This is a genomic window from Aeromonas rivuli, assembly GCF_000820045.1.
GTDB classification, from domain to species: Bacteria; Pseudomonadota; Gammaproteobacteria; order Enterobacterales; family Aeromonadaceae; genus Aeromonas; species Aeromonas rivuli.
The window spans coordinates 1-13,235 of the sequence record NZ_CDBJ01000007.1; the positions used below are offsets into that span (position 1 = coordinate 1).

The following is a 13,235-nucleotide window of genomic DNA, read 5'->3' on the forward strand; positions in this document are numbered from 1 at the left end:
CCATATTCAGGACGGGACAGGATAAACAATGAGGGGAGCCACTATGGCTCCCCTTTTTCACAGACGATGTCATGAACATGGGGGGCGCCCCTTGCCCATCAGAGCGGATGCGTGAACGACCAGAGGGCCGGCAGCAGGGCGAGCAGGGTGATCCCGGCCAGCCAGCGTTCCCGGCCACTGAGTCGCTGATCGCCATCAAGCTGGCGCCGACTGTATAGAAACAGCAGCAGGCCGGGGCCATAGAGCAACAGCGAGAGCAGCAGGTATTCCACCCCGGCGGCATAGAGCAGCCAGAGGCCATAACCACTCGCCAACACCGCCACGGCGATCATCTGCAACCTGCCCTCTCCCCTCAGGCAGAGCTTGAGCAGGAAGAGGCCAATCAACAGGTAGGGCACCAGTATCATGGAGGTGGAGATGAGCAGCAGGCTGGTGTACCCCTTGCCAAGTAGCCAGACCAGCAGCAGGCAGCCCTGTACCGTCACACTGGTGAGCCAGAGGGAGGCGATGGGCGTCCCCCTCTTATTCTGACGGCGAAAGATGGCCGGGAAGGCCCCATGGCGAGCGGCGCTGAACGGCACCTCGGTCGAGAACAGGGTCCAGCTCACGTAGGAGGCGAGCACCGAGACGATGAGCCCCAGGCTGAGCAGCGCTTTGCCCCAGGATCCCGTCATGTTTGCCATCAGTCCCGCCATGGAGGGATTGGGCAGGGCCGCCAGCTCGGGGCGGCTCAAGATACCGAGGGAGAGCACGGAGATGAGCACATAGAGCAGCAGTGCCAGCACCACGCCCAGCACGGTGGCCGTGCCCACGTCCCGCTTGTTTCTCGCCCGGGCCGACAGCACGGCCGCCCCTTCGATACCGGTAAAGACCCAGAGGGTGATGAGCATGGTGTTGCGCACCTGCTCGGAGACCGGCACCGCCAAGGTGCTGCCCGCCGGATCCTGAGCGAAGGTCAGCGGGTCAAAGTAGTAGCAGGCAAACAGCACGAACAGCAGCAGCGGCAGGCTCTTGGCCAGGGTCGCCACTAGGTTGAACAGGGCGGCTTGCTGCACGCCACGGGCCACCAGCAGGTGAACGGCCCAGAGGATGCAGGACTCGCCAAGGAAGGCCCACAGGGTATTGCCCTCACCGAACCAGACCCGTTCGGGGGTATCGACGACGCTGCCAAGGGCCGCGAAGGCGATCACCAGGTAACCCACCACGCCGATGGTGGCGCATAGCCAGTAACCCCAGGCGGAGAAGAAGCCCACCAGATCCCCAAAACCGGCTCTGGCATAGCTGTAAATGCCCCCATCCAGATCCGGCCTCAGCCGTGACAAGTACAAGAAGCAGGTGGCCAGCGCCAGGATCCCCACTCCGGTGATGGCCCAGCCTATCAACACGGCGCGGGCACCGGCTACCTCGGCCATGTTCTGGGGCAGACTGAAGATGCCCGCCCCCACCATGGAGCTGAACACCAGGGCGGTGAGGGACCAGAGTCCTATCCGGTTCTCTTTCATCATGGGCTCCTCAGCGCAGGCGGCTGGTCAGGGCCTGAATATGTTCAGGACCTATGCCACAGCAACCCCCGATGAGGGTCGCCCCCTGTTCGCGCCAACGCTCTGCCCAGCCGAGGTAATCCTGCGGCCCCAGGTCGGCGCGGATCTCATCCAGTCCATCGTTGGCGGTTGCCTCTTTCGGCTGGGGTGGGAAGGCGTTGGCATACGCCCCCAGTCGGATATGGGTCAGGCCCTTAGCCTGCAACCTGTCTGCCGCGACCCGCAGTGCCGCCTCGATCACCTCGGGCTGACAGCAGTTGAACAAGATGGCCTCCGCACCGGCTGCGGCCAGCGCAGTGACGGCATCGGCCACCCGCTCCCCGGAGCGCAGGGTCGGCTCACTCCCTGGCGTCTCATCTTCCAGGGTGAAGGAGACCCAGAAGGGCTTGCCATCCTCGGGCAGCAAGGCCTTGAGCGCCAGGGGCTCGGCGATCAGGCTCATGGTTTCGGCCAGCCAGATATCCACATGGGGAGCCAGCCCGCAGATCAAAGGCCCGGCCAGTTCGTGCACCCGCGCCGGCTCGAACAGGTCAGGGCGATAAGAGCCAAACAGCGGTGGCAGCGAGCCTGCCACTCGCACCCCGGCATCCGCCTCATCGGCCACACGCCGGGCCAGCTGGCCCGCCAGTGCGGCCAGCGCCTGCCCATGGGCCGCGAACCCCTCGTCCCCGATGTGAAACGGCACCAGGGCATAGCTGTTGGTGGTGATCACCCTGGCCCCGCTCGCCACATAGGCTCGATGCACATCACGCACCGTCTCGGGCGCCTCCATCAGGGCCAGCGCCGACCATTCCGGTTGGCGGAAGGGTGCCCCTCGCCTGGCCAGTTCACGACCCATGCCACCATCGAGTACCACCACATCGTTATTTTCCATCTCTGTCTCTCTGCGTCTCCCCGTCATGGCGGGTGATTATTGTGTGAATCAACAGTTAAGCCATCAAAACATCTAGATGGCTAGAATGCCGAAGCATCATGACGGAAAGCAAAAGAGGACGCAATCGGGATCTGCGAACGACCGAACAGCACAGAGCAGTATCGAGGCAATGGTGATGGATGAGGGGTCGAGTCTGGAAAATAGGGAGGGCGCCATGACAGACCCAAACATCACTGACACCCGCGGCCTGAACGGCAAGAGGCCACCCTGGGGTGGCCTCTTGAGATGGATGCTGGCGAAGTGGCTCTCGCCGACAACCATGGCGGCTTAGCGCCCCGCCAACACCCGCTTGAGTTGCAAGGACCAGTCGGACACCCGCCCCTGCTTGGGCAGCCCCTGCCAAATCTGCTGCCACTGGCCGGCGCTCAAGGGATGGCCCAGACGGCGCTCGACTCCGGCGCGCAGATAGTCATTCGCGAGCCCACTGGCCTTGGCTGAGCCGAGGAACTTGCTCACGGGATCGCTCATGCGCACATCGCGCATGCCGAGCAGCGGATAATCGGTCTGCACCGCCGCCAGCATGGTTTCACGCAGGGCCGACTCCAGGTAGCCACGGGCGAACAGCGCAGTGACCGATTCCAGGGAGCCCTGATCCGGGCCATGATACTGCTCGTCGAAGACAGGGGTCGGCGAGGCGGCGTCACTCTGTACCACCGCATCCGGGTCCGGCGCGGCCACCACCACCGGCTGGCTCGCCTGAACCGGTTTGGGGGCAATCACCGCCGGCTTGGGCGCGGGGGACGTACAGGCGCCAAGCAGGGCCACCAGTGAGAGAACGGCCAGGGGCCGCAAAACAGCACGCATCATCATGACTCCAGAGTGACCTTCTCGGTCGGGGTGGCCTCTATCCGGGTGACCAGCAGCTGATCGATCTTGTAGCTGTCTATGTCCACCACTTCAAACTTGTAACCCGCGTACTTGACCGAGTCGGTACGCTTGGGGATCTTGCGCAGCATGAACATGATGAAACCGGCGATGGTTTCGTAGTTCTGCATCTCGGGGAAGGCTTCGATGTCGAACCAGCGCATCACGTCCGTGATGGGGGTAACCCCATCCACCAGCCAGGAGTTGTCATCCCGCTGGACTATCTGCTCCTCCACCACGTGGGTAGCCCACTCCCCCATGACGGTACTCATCAGATCGTTCATGGTGACGATGCCGACCACCAGGGCGTACTCGTTCATCACCACCGCGAAATCGCCCCTGTGATTCTTGAAGTACTCCATCGCCTCGTAGAGGTTGAGGGTATCGGGAATGATGATGACGTTCTGCACCAGATTGCCGCCGATAAGATCGATGCTCTGGCCACTGATGACGCGGATCAGCAGCTCCTTGGCATCGACGAAGCCCTTGATGCTGTCGAGGTTGTGATCGCACACCAGAAACTTGTTGTGGGGGTGTTCAGCGATCTTGGCCTTGATGCTCTCTTCACTCTCTTGCAGGGTGAAGTAGATGAGGCTCTCCCGGGCCGTCATGGCCGAGGTCACCCCAAGGGATTGCAGCTCGAACACGTTCTCGATCAGTTGGTGCTCTTCGCGCTGCAGCACACCGGCGGCGGCGCCCGCATCCATGACCGCATAGATGTCATCCGAGGTGATCTCGTCGTTGCGCACCATGGAGACGCGCAGCAGACGAAACAGCAGGTTGGCCAGGCCGTTGAAGAACCAGACCAGGGGCATCCATAGCACCACGAACAACATCATGGGCCTCACCACCACCACGGCGATCCGCTCGGGCATGGTCATGGCCAGACGCTTGGGCATCAGATCCGCCAGCAGGATAAACATGCTGGTGACGAACACGAAGGAAGCGGCCGAGCTTATCTGGCCAAGCCAGGGTCCCTGATAGAGGCCGGCGATCAGCGTCTTGATGGCAGGGTTCAGGGCCGACTCGCCCAGGATACCGCCGAGGATGGCGACGGTATTGAGGCCAATTTGCACCACGGTAAAGAAGTTGCCCGGCTGGGCCTGCAGGGCCAGTACCTTGGCGGCCTGGCGGTTCCCCTCATCGGCCATCACCTGCAGCTTGATCTTGCGGGAGGCGGCGAGGGAAATTTCAGAAAGGGAGAAAAACACGCTACCGGCAATCAGCAGCAAGAGTAAAAATAAACTATCGGCAAAACTCATGGTTAACCTATTTCAACACCCGTCTTGGCACAAGACGCTAACTGGGCCCCTCTGGGGCCGGATGTGGCATGACAGCCGCCACATCGGTGTCCCATTTTACCAGATTTCTGCCGATGAGTGTGATAGTTAGCCCAAACGGGCCCCGTTGGGCACCGCTCGCTCCGGCACGGCCATCACCACGGCGCCATCCGCCTGATAAAAGCCGGTGAGCAGGAACTCGGAGCGAAAGGGCCCGATCTGTTTGCTCGCAAAGTTGACCACCCCGACTATCTGGCGTCCGACCAGCTCATCGGGGCGATAGAGATCCGTGATCTGGGCACTGCTCTTGCGCTCACCCACCTCTGGACCAAAATCGACCCAGACCTTGTAGGCGGGACGGCGCGCCTCGGGAAAGGGCTCAACCCGCACCACAGTGCCCACCATCAATGCCACCTTGGCAAAGTCATCCCAGCTTATCTCTTCCATCTTGTTCATCCTGCCTCTTGGCCATTTATGTCAGGCAAGCATGCCATGAGCCGGGACAGACTGCTGTTGCCAAACGCCGAACTGTTGTCGTGAACCATCACTTTCACAGGTAACGGCTCATGCTCCGGGTTGTTCCCCGCTCTCGCTTGGCAAGCCTGGGGCGCCATGGAGCCTGCGCCATGCGGAAGGGGTCTGCCCAAGCACCTTGATAAAACGTTGACTGAATGCCGCCTGGCTCTGGTATCCGACGCGGGCCGCCACCTCACCGATGGCAAGGTCGGTGAACCGCAGCAGATCTTGCGCTCGCTCGAGGCGGCGGCGCTGCAAGTAGAGGGCCGGACTGGTGCCCATCTCGCTGGCGAATAACTGATTGAAGCGGCTGATGCCCAGACAGGCCTTGGCAGCCAGCTCCGCGGTCGGCAGAGGCTGATCCAGATGAGCATCCATGTGAACCAGCACCCGGTTGAGACGCGGACTTATCCCCCGCCCCTGCCCCAGCAAGCGCAGCCAGAGTTCACCCATGCCAAGGGGGGCCTGGCCACGCTCGAGCAGGGGGCGCATAAAGGCAAGGTAACGCCGCTGATCCCCATTCAAGGGCAGGAAAGGGCATTCAAGCAGGGCCGGCGGCAGCCAGTGGGCATCCTGGGTGAGGAAAGGCAGGGCGGGATCGGCGGAAAAATCGTGACGCTCCCCGGGAGCAATCACGCACACCCAGCCTGGCTGGAGTCGCCGGGCCGCTCCCGCCACCTCAATCTCGAGGGGGCCATCGAGGGGCAATACCAGCTGGGCATGGTCATGGCGGTGACTGGTGGTCTGCGCGCTGTAGCGGCGCAGGCTTAACGATTCCATCCGGCAGGCTCCATCAAGGCCAAGGGAAGAGCTCATGCTAACAGCGCCGTGCCCAGACGCAAAGACGGGGCTTGGGCCCCGTCGTTGCGATCTAGCTGGTGGCTCAAGCCATCAGGATTTGCCGAGCAGCTCGTTGATCTCGTCCACCTTGGTGTGACGCACGTCTTTGCCCTTGACGAAATAGATGATGTATTCGCAGATATGCTGGCAACGATCGCCGACCCGCTCGATGGCACGCGCCGCCCAGAGCACGTTCAACACCTGAGGTATGGTGCGCGGATCTTCCATCATGTAAGTCATCAGCTCGCGGATGATGGACTCGTACTCCCGGTCTACCTTGTCATCTTCCTTGTAGACGGTGATGGCCGCGTCCAGATCCATGCGAGCAAAGGCATCGAGCACATCGTGCAGCATCTTGATGGTACGGCGGCCCATGTTCTCGAGGGATACCAGCGGCGGTTGCGGCTTGTTGGCGTTGTTGGTCAGCATGCGGGCTATCTTGTCCGCCACGTCACCAATGCGCTCGAGCTCGGAGATGGTCTTGATGATGGCCATCACCAGACGCAAGTCAGAAGCCGCAGGCTGTCGCTTGGCGATGATGCGGGTGCACTCCTCGTCGATGGCCACTTCCATGGCGTTGACCTTGTGGTCGTTGATGACGATCTTGCGCGCCGCCTCCAGGTCCTGACCATGGATGGCCGCGATGGCATCGATGAGCTGCTGCTCGACCAGCCCACCCATCACCAGCACCTGATTGCGGATGCCCTCCAGTTCGGCATTGAACTGGCCGGAGATATGTTTATTGAGATTCATATTGTCCATACAAATAATCCTTGTCGGTCCGATTATATCCCAGGATGGCCATGGGCCCTCATCCTTGTCCCTCGCGCTTAGCCATAACGGCCGGTGATATAATCTTCGGTCTTCTTCTTGGTCGGGGTGGTGAAGATGGTATTGGTGTCCGCGTACTCAATCAGCTCGCCCATGTACATGAAGGCGGTCTGATCCGAGACCCGCGCCGCCTGTTGCATGTTGTGGGTGACGATGACCACGGTGAACTGGGTCTTGAGCTCGTTGATCAGCTCCTCGATGGTCAGGGTCGAGATGGGATCGAGCGCCGAGGTGGGTTCATCGAGCAGCAGCACTTCCGGCTCGATGGCGATGGCACGGGCGATCACCAGACGCTGCTGCTGACCACCGGACAGACCGAAGGCGTTGTCATGCAGCCGATCCTTCACCTCCTCCCAGAGCGCCGCACCGCGCAGGGAACGCTCGGCGGCTTCATCGAGCTGGCGCCTGTCACTGATGCCTTGCAGGCGCAGGCCATAGACCACGTTCTCATAGATGGACTTGGGGAACGGATTGGGACGCTGGAACACCATGCCGACCCGGCGGCGCAGGGCCGACACATCTACGTTCTTGTCATAGATGTTGTGACCGTGCAACTGGATCTCGCCCTCGATGCGGCAGATCTCCACCAGATCGTTCATCCGGTTGATACAGCGCAGCAGGGTTGACTTGCCGCAGCCGGACGGGCCGATAAAGGCCGTCACCTGCCCCTTGGGGATCTTCATATTCACATTGAACAGCGCCTGCTTGCTGCCGTAGTACAGATTGAGGTCCTTGACCTCAAGGGCAGTCTGCTCCGGGGTCAGCTTGCCCAGATCCAGGGCCTTGTGCAGGGTCGAAGTCGGCGTCACGTTGATCATCTGTTTACCTCAAAAGTCTCAAATTCTTGTCTGGACGGCTGAAACCTGATGGGTCAGCGGCCGGAATGCGTGGGTAGCGAGGATGGCGGCTCGCTGTCAAGCCGCCCATCGGTTACCCCTGTCTCGGTTCGGAACGCCAGATTAATGCTCCAGCGACCGGAATTTTGCACGCAAGTGGTTACGAATGCCGGTGATGTCGGTCAGGTTCATGCTGTTCATCCCTTGTCTCAACATCAGTCCGGACAGCCGCATCAATGTTCCAAAGAGCGGAATTTCTCGCGCAAGTGGTTACGAATGCCGGTGATATCGGTCAGGTTCATGCTGTTCATCCCTTGTCTCAACATCAGTCCGGACAGCCGCATCAATGTTCCAAAGAGCGGAATTTCTCGCGCAAGTGGTTACGAATACCGATAGCCGTCAGATTGAGCCCGACGATGACGGTCACCAGCAGGAACGAGGTCGCATAGACCAGCGGCCTGGCCGCTTCCACGTTCGGACTCTGGAAGCCCACGTCATAGATGTGGAAGCCCAGGTGCATGAACTTGCGCTCCACATGCAGGTAGGGGAAGTTGCCATCCACCGGCAGGGTCGGTGCCAGCTTGACCACACCGACCAGCATCAGCGGAGCCACCTCACCCGCCGCACGAGCAATGGCCAGGATAAGACCGGTCATGATGGCCGGACTCGCCATGGGCAACACGATACGCCACAGGGTCTCGGCCTGGGTCGCCCCCAGGGCAAGGGAGCCCTGACGTACCGTGCTCGGGATCCGCGCCAGCCCCTCTTCGGTGGAGACGATCACCACCGGCAGGGTCAGGATGGCCAGGGTCAGCGCCGACCAGATGACCCCGGGGGAGCCAAAGGTCGGACTCGGCAGCGCCTCCGGATAGAACAGCTGATCCAGCGACCCCCCAAGGGTGTAGACGAAGAAACCCAGACCAAATACGCCATAGACGATGGAAGGAACACCCGCCAGGTTGATGACCGCAATCCGGATAAGCTTGGTCAGGCCATTCTTGCCCGCATATTCATGCAGGTAAACGGCCGCCACGACGCCGAGCGGGGTCACTATGATGGCCATCAGTATCACCATGAAGACGGTGCCGAAGATGGCCGGGAAGACACCCCCTTCGGTATTTGCCTCGCGGGGTTCGCCGCTGACAAACTTGCCTATCTGATGGAACCAGTGCCCCACCTTGCCCAACAGGCTCATATCATTGGGCCAGGTGATGTCCAAGACCTTGGACATGGGCATCTCGACCTCGACCCCACGCATGTCGCGCACCTTGATGGCATCGCGATCGGCCTGGCGGCGCAGCTCGAATAGCTGCTTCTCAAGCACCAGGTAATCGGCGTTGAGGGTCGCGCGCCGCTTGGCCAAGTCAGCCTTGAGGCTATCGGTCAGCTCCCCGTCCAGCTCGGCCTTGCGCTCCTTGAGACGCAATTTTTCGAGCTCATAGTTGATGCTGCCTATGTCGCCTTTTTGCAGGGCATTGGCCTCTTCGGAGAGGCGATTGCTGCGTGCCAGCATCCGCGCGAGCACGGTGTGCAAGTCAGTGGTGATGAGCTTGCCATCCTCCCGCGCCGAACTCAGGTAGCCATAGAAGTTGCCATTGGTGCTGCGCTCGAGTACCGCCAGCTCCTTGGGTTGGCTGCGAGACAGGATGTCGGTCTCCAGCACCCAGCGAAAATCCAGTCCCACGAATTCACGGTTGCCTGTCTTGACCAGATAGCGGGTCAAGTCTTTGCGCTCCTCCCCCGCCAAGGCCAGACCGGAAGCCCGCAACTGCTCGACCGGTACCAGCTCCCTGTCATTGATCTCGCCGATGAGGGTGCTCTTGGCGCCGTTGGCGTCCTGTACCTGCCACTCATAGATGGGGTGCGGCCAGAAGTAGGTGAGACCACGCCAACCGATGAGCAACAACAGACCCAGCACGGCGACCAGACTCAGACTGACAGCGCCGCCCGTCATCCAGATCCAGGGGGCCCCTGATTTAAACCACTTACCCATTGTCGATTCCTTCACTACAGGGAACTGTATTTTTCACGCAGACGCTGGCGAACGAATTCAGCCAGGGTGTTGACGAGAAAGGTGAACACAAACAGCACGAAGGCGGCGAGGAAGAGTACCCGGTAGTGGGAGCTGCCCACCTCGGACTCCGGCATCTCTACCGCGATGTTGGCCGCCAGGGTACGCAGCCCCTGGAACATGGAGAAGTCCATGATGGGGGTATTGCCCGTGGCCATCAGCACTATCATGGTCTCGCCCACCGCGCGGCCAAGGCCCATCATCACCGCCGAGAAGATGCCCGGACTCGCAGTCAGGATCACCACCCGGCTCAGGGTCTGCCAGGGGGTCGCCCCCAGGGCGAGCGAACCTTGGGTGAGGTGCTTGGGCACCGAGAAGACCGCGTCTTCGGCGATGGAGAAGATGGTCGGGATCACCGCAAAGCCCATGGCGATGCCTACCACCAGCGAGTTGCGCTGGTCAAACTTGATGCCCATCTCGTTGGTGAGCCAGCTGCGGGTGTCGCCGCCAAAGAAGGTGTGTTCCACCATGGGGCTCAGGTGCAGGGCCAGCCAGCCGATGAAGAGCACCACTGGGATGAGCAGTATGGCTTGTGAACCATCGGGCACCAGCTGCTTGAGCTTGCCCGGCAAGCCATGCCAGGCCAGGGCCGTGAGCAGCATGCCTAAGGGCAGCATCACCAGCATCATGAAGATGCCGGGCAGATAATCCTCGACGATGGGGGCGAGCCAGAGACCGGCCAGGAAGCCCAGGATCACGGTCGGCAGCGCCTCCATGATCTCCACCGTCGGTTTGACGAATTTACGCATCCCGGCCGACATGAAGTAAGCGGTGTAGATGGCACCGGCCACCCCAATCGGCACGGCGAACAGCATGGCGTAGAAGGCCGCCTTGAGGGTCCCGAACGAGATGGGGATCAGGCTCAGCTTGGGCTCGAAGTCATTGCTGGCGGAGGTAGACTGCCAGACATACATGGGCTCGGGATAACCTTCGTACCACACCTCCTGCCAGAGCGCGGACCAGGTCACCTCGGGATGCTCGTTCTTCACCGAGTAGCTCTTGATCTCGTTGCCCTGTTGCAGCAGCAGCAAGTTGTGACGCGGAGAGATGGCCACCCCGTTGAAGCCGCCGCCGTCTATCTTCTCGCCCAGCAGCTTGGACTCACCGGTGGCATGGAAGAAGTTGATGGTGCCATCCTGGCTCGCCGAGACGAAGCCTTTGCGGAACTGTTCCGGCGCGAGCTGCGCCACGGGGCCATCGCTCTTGAAATCGCGGATATAGGTAAACTCGCGCTTGCCGTTCTTGGCGACTTCAAACCACTGGGAGATAACGCCGTTATCATTGCCCACCAGGATGGAAGAGGCCCCGGCCAGCAGTGCCAGCTGGGTGACATTGGCATTGGGCGCATTGATGTCGAGCACATCGCGCAGCTGGATGTCGTCGAGGCTCTGGATGTCATAAACGGAGAGACGGTTGCCAGAACGCACCAGCAAGATGCGCAGATTAGGGGTCAACAGCATCTGATCGACCTGGCGGGGCAGGGCCGGAATGGGGTAGCTCTTGTTGGTCCACTCCACCTCACCGGAGATGAAGTTCTCCTCGCCGCTCATCACCGCCATGACGCCGCGGCCATCCTGGGTCAATGCCGCCGCCACCATCTTGTCTTTGCCTGCCTCAAACACCAGCTGACTGAGGGGCTTGCCCTGAGGATCCACCACGATCGGCTCTTCGCCGAAGGGGTAACCCAGCACGGGTTCAATCAGTCGCACATCCTTGGGATAGCTCACCTTGAATTTAGGCTCCACCACCAGCGCCTTGCCATCCTGGAAGCCATAGGTCAGGTAGGATCTGCCCGGGGTCGGGATCGCGACCGCGCTTATCTCCCCTGGCACCTGAGCCTGGCCGATGGCCTCGCCAGCCTTGAAGCGAGCATTATCTTGCAGTGCGAAGAAATTGACCTCCCCCTTGTCACTGAAGCGATACCCTATCTCGTTTTGCTCCTCGACCCCGATCAGGGCCGTCTTGTCCTTGACCGGCAAGGAGAAACTGGAGAGCGGAGCCATGGAGGCACCGTCGAAGATGGGTTTCACCACATAGAGCAGATAGAAGAAGATGAGCAAGAGCGCCACCAACACCAGGGTTCCCCCTGCGGTGACGCCATACTTGGCTAGTTTGTCCTTGATCCGGCGCTTTCTGCTGCCCGCCATGATCAGGTGAATCGATTCCGATGACATGCAAAACCTCAATGTGAGCTAGGCTTGGCGGCATTATATGGCGGTTGCATGACAGTTTTGTTACATGAGGGAGGGAGTTTGTGCGAGGCCGATATTCGAGGGGATGCCTTCTGCCAAGGTGTTGAATAGCGAGGCGAAATGGGAACCAGTCCCGCACATGGCCAAGGGAAACGGCGGCAAGCCCGCGCGCCATGGCCGGCTCAGTGGAGCGGGCCATGACAGCATCCTGGAATGGATGCGGGACCGCTCTCGCCTCAGGGCGCCAAGTGGCTTGGCTGTTGCGCCTTGGCCGCCTTCTGCTCGGCGCGGCGTCGCTTGAAGAAAGCAGAGAGCTGGGCGGAGCATGCCTCGGCCAGCACCCCTGCCTGCAGCGCTATCCGGTGGTTGTGACGTTCATCCTGCAATATGTTGAACACAGAACCCGCCGCCCCCGTTTTAGGATCCGTCGCGCCATAGACCACCCGTTTGACCCGGCTGTGAATGAGGGCACCTGCGCACATGCAGCAAGGCTCCAGGGTCACATAAAGGGTGGTGTCGAGCAGACGGTAGTTTTGCAGATGCGCTCCGGCGGCGCGGATCGCCATGATCTCGGCGTGGGCGCAGGCGTCATGACCTGTGATGGCGTTATTCCACCCCTCCCCTACTATCTGATCCCCCAGCACCAGCACAGCGCCGACCGGGATCTCGCCCATCCCCTCGGCTCTGGCGGCCAGGGCCATGGCGTGCCTCATCCAGATTTCATCCTGCGCGGACATCTCGGTTTCCAAACTCTCCCCCTTGGCGGTGACACGGGTAAACAGGCGATTAAAATCGGGGGGCGATTATGCCAAATCCTCCCGAAGAGCCCAAGAAACATCTCGTCTGCACAATAAAGAAGCAATCGGCATCTCCCTGATAAAAAAGGACTTGCGCCGCAAAGACCATCTCATTAGACTTCCCATCCGTCAGCCAAGCTGACGCAGTCGGCGTGTAGCGCAGCCAGGTAGCGCACTGTCATGGGGTGTCAGGGGTCGGAGGTTCGAATCCTCTCACGCCGACCATCATTCCCCGAAAATAGCCCAGTCTAACGACTGGGCTTTTTTTTTGGCTGCCATCTGCCCCCTGGCTACCCATCTCACCTCTTCGTCGGCTCACGGCCCGCCATCCTCAGACACACAGCCCCCCTATAACCCCTCATAGCAATGCGCCTTCCACCCCTTAATGAATAGTCCTCTCAGAGTCGGGGTGATTTATATACAGAACCGCTTGAGCCTTTTTCATAAAGCCGCTAGGATGTGCGCCTTTGTGCCGGCACTCGCTAGGAATGCACACTCACAGGGTAAGGATCCGACCCACCGGCTTGCAATCT

At 60.7% G+C, this 13,235-nt stretch carries 11 protein-coding genes and 1 tRNA gene; 1 reads left to right on the forward strand and 11 read right to left on the reverse strand.

The annotated features are described in order from the left end of the window. Positions 1 to 98 precede the first annotated feature (98 nt). From BN1130_RS00725 to tadA, 11 genes are all read right to left on the reverse strand, one after another. The gene (locus BN1130_RS00725) at positions 99 to 1,502 is read right to left on the reverse strand and encodes a basic amino acid/polyamine antiporter (protein ID WP_042039650.1); all 1,404 of its coding nucleotides are present in this window, start codon (positions 1,500 to 1,502) and stop codon (positions 99 to 101) included. 10 nt (positions 1,503 to 1,512) lie between these two features. Next, a complete protein-coding gene (locus BN1130_RS00730; RefSeq protein ID WP_042039651.1) occupies positions 1,513 to 2,415 on the reverse strand; it encodes a homocysteine S-methyltransferase family protein in 903 nt (300 codons plus the stop codon). 327 nt (positions 2,416 to 2,742) lie between these two features. After that, positions 2,743 to 3,285, reverse strand: coding sequence for a hypothetical protein (locus BN1130_RS00740; RefSeq protein WP_042039653.1), 543 nt, complete (start codon positions 3,283 to 3,285; stop codon positions 2,743 to 2,745). Beyond that, the gene (paeA, locus tag BN1130_RS00745; protein WP_042039654.1) at positions 3,282 to 4,601 is read right to left on the reverse strand and encodes a polyamine export protein PaeA; all 1,320 of its coding nucleotides are present in this window, start codon (positions 4,599 to 4,601) and stop codon (positions 3,282 to 3,284) included. Before paeA ends, BN1130_RS00740 begins: the two co-directional genes overlap by 4 nt. Before the next feature lie 126 nt (positions 4,602 to 4,727). Further along, positions 4,728 to 5,066, reverse strand: coding sequence for a tRNA-binding protein (locus BN1130_RS00750; protein WP_042039742.1), 339 nt, complete (start codon positions 5,064 to 5,066; stop codon positions 4,728 to 4,730). A gap of 117 nt (positions 5,067 to 5,183) precedes the next feature. Then, positions 5,184 to 5,915 (reverse strand): AraC family transcriptional regulator, encoded by a 732-nt coding sequence (locus BN1130_RS00755; protein WP_052448154.1) that lies wholly within the window; start codon positions 5,913 to 5,915, stop codon positions 5,184 to 5,186. A 111-nt stretch (positions 5,916 to 6,026) separates the two neighbouring features. After that, positions 6,027 to 6,737, reverse strand: a complete 711-nt coding sequence (gene phoU, locus BN1130_RS00760) for a phosphate signaling complex protein PhoU (protein ID WP_042039656.1) — start codon at positions 6,735 to 6,737, stop codon at positions 6,027 to 6,029. A gap of 68 nt (positions 6,738 to 6,805) precedes the next feature. Continuing rightward, on the reverse strand, positions 6,806 to 7,624 hold the full coding sequence (gene pstB / locus BN1130_RS00765; protein ID WP_042039658.1) for a phosphate ABC transporter ATP-binding protein PstB: 819 nt from the start codon (positions 7,622 to 7,624) through the stop codon (positions 6,806 to 6,808). Between the two features lie 361 nt (positions 7,625 to 7,985). Beyond that, the gene (gene pstA, locus BN1130_RS00770; RefSeq protein WP_042039660.1) at positions 7,986 to 9,635 is read right to left on the reverse strand and encodes a phosphate ABC transporter permease PstA; all 1,650 of its coding nucleotides are present in this window, start codon (positions 9,633 to 9,635) and stop codon (positions 7,986 to 7,988) included. Between the two features lie 14 nt (positions 9,636 to 9,649). Then, positions 9,650 to 11,887: an ABC transporter permease subunit gene (locus BN1130_RS00775; protein WP_042039661.1), complete on the reverse strand. Its 2,238-nt coding sequence runs from the start codon at positions 11,885 to 11,887 to the stop codon at positions 9,650 to 9,652. Between the two features lie 254 nt (positions 11,888 to 12,141). Then, positions 12,142 to 12,642 (reverse strand): tRNA adenosine(34) deaminase TadA, encoded by a 501-nt coding sequence (tadA, locus tag BN1130_RS00780; protein WP_042039743.1) that lies wholly within the window; start codon positions 12,640 to 12,642, stop codon positions 12,142 to 12,144. A 208-nt stretch (positions 12,643 to 12,850) separates the two neighbouring features. Between tadA and BN1130_RS00785 the strand changes: the two genes are divergently transcribed. Then, positions 12,851 to 12,927 (forward strand) — tRNA-Pro (locus BN1130_RS00785). Positions 12,928 to 13,235: the final 308 nt, after the last annotated feature.

Bases quoted from the DNA above. Each gene is read 5' to 3' on its own strand.
- BN1130_RS00725 (WP_042039650.1), bottom strand. From the start codon at position 1,502: ATGAAAGAGAACCGGATAGGACTCTGGTCCCTCACCGCCCTGGTGTTC.
- BN1130_RS00730 (WP_042039651.1), bottom strand. From the start codon at position 2,415: ATGGAAAATAACGATGTGGTGGTACTCGATGGTGGCATGGGTCGTGAA.
- BN1130_RS00740 (WP_042039653.1), bottom strand. From the start codon at position 3,285: ATGATGATGCGTGCTGTTTTGCGGCCCCTGGCCGTTCTCTCACTGGTG.
- paeA (WP_042039654.1), bottom strand. From the start codon at position 4,601: ATGAGTTTTGCCGATAGTTTATTTTTACTCTTGCTGCTGATTGCCGGT.
- BN1130_RS00750 (WP_042039742.1), bottom strand. From the start codon at position 5,066: ATGGAAGAGATAAGCTGGGATGACTTTGCCAAGGTGGCATTGATGGTG.
- BN1130_RS00755 (WP_052448154.1), bottom strand. From the start codon at position 5,915: ATGGAATCGTTAAGCCTGCGCCGCTACAGCGCGCAGACCACCAGTCAC.
- phoU (WP_042039656.1), bottom strand. From the start codon at position 6,737: ATGGACAATATGAATCTCAATAAACATATCTCCGGCCAGTTCAATGCC.
- pstB (WP_042039658.1), bottom strand. From the start codon at position 7,624: ATGATCAACGTGACGCCGACTTCGACCCTGCACAAGGCCCTGGATCTG.
- pstA (WP_042039660.1), bottom strand. From the start codon at position 9,635: ATGGGTAAGTGGTTTAAATCAGGGGCCCCCTGGATCTGGATGACGGGC.
- BN1130_RS00775 (WP_042039661.1), bottom strand. From the start codon at position 11,887: ATGTCATCGGAATCGATTCACCTGATCATGGCGGGCAGCAGAAAGCGC.
- tadA (WP_042039743.1), bottom strand. From the start codon at position 12,642: ATGTCCGCGCAGGATGAAATCTGGATGAGGCACGCCATGGCCCTGGCC.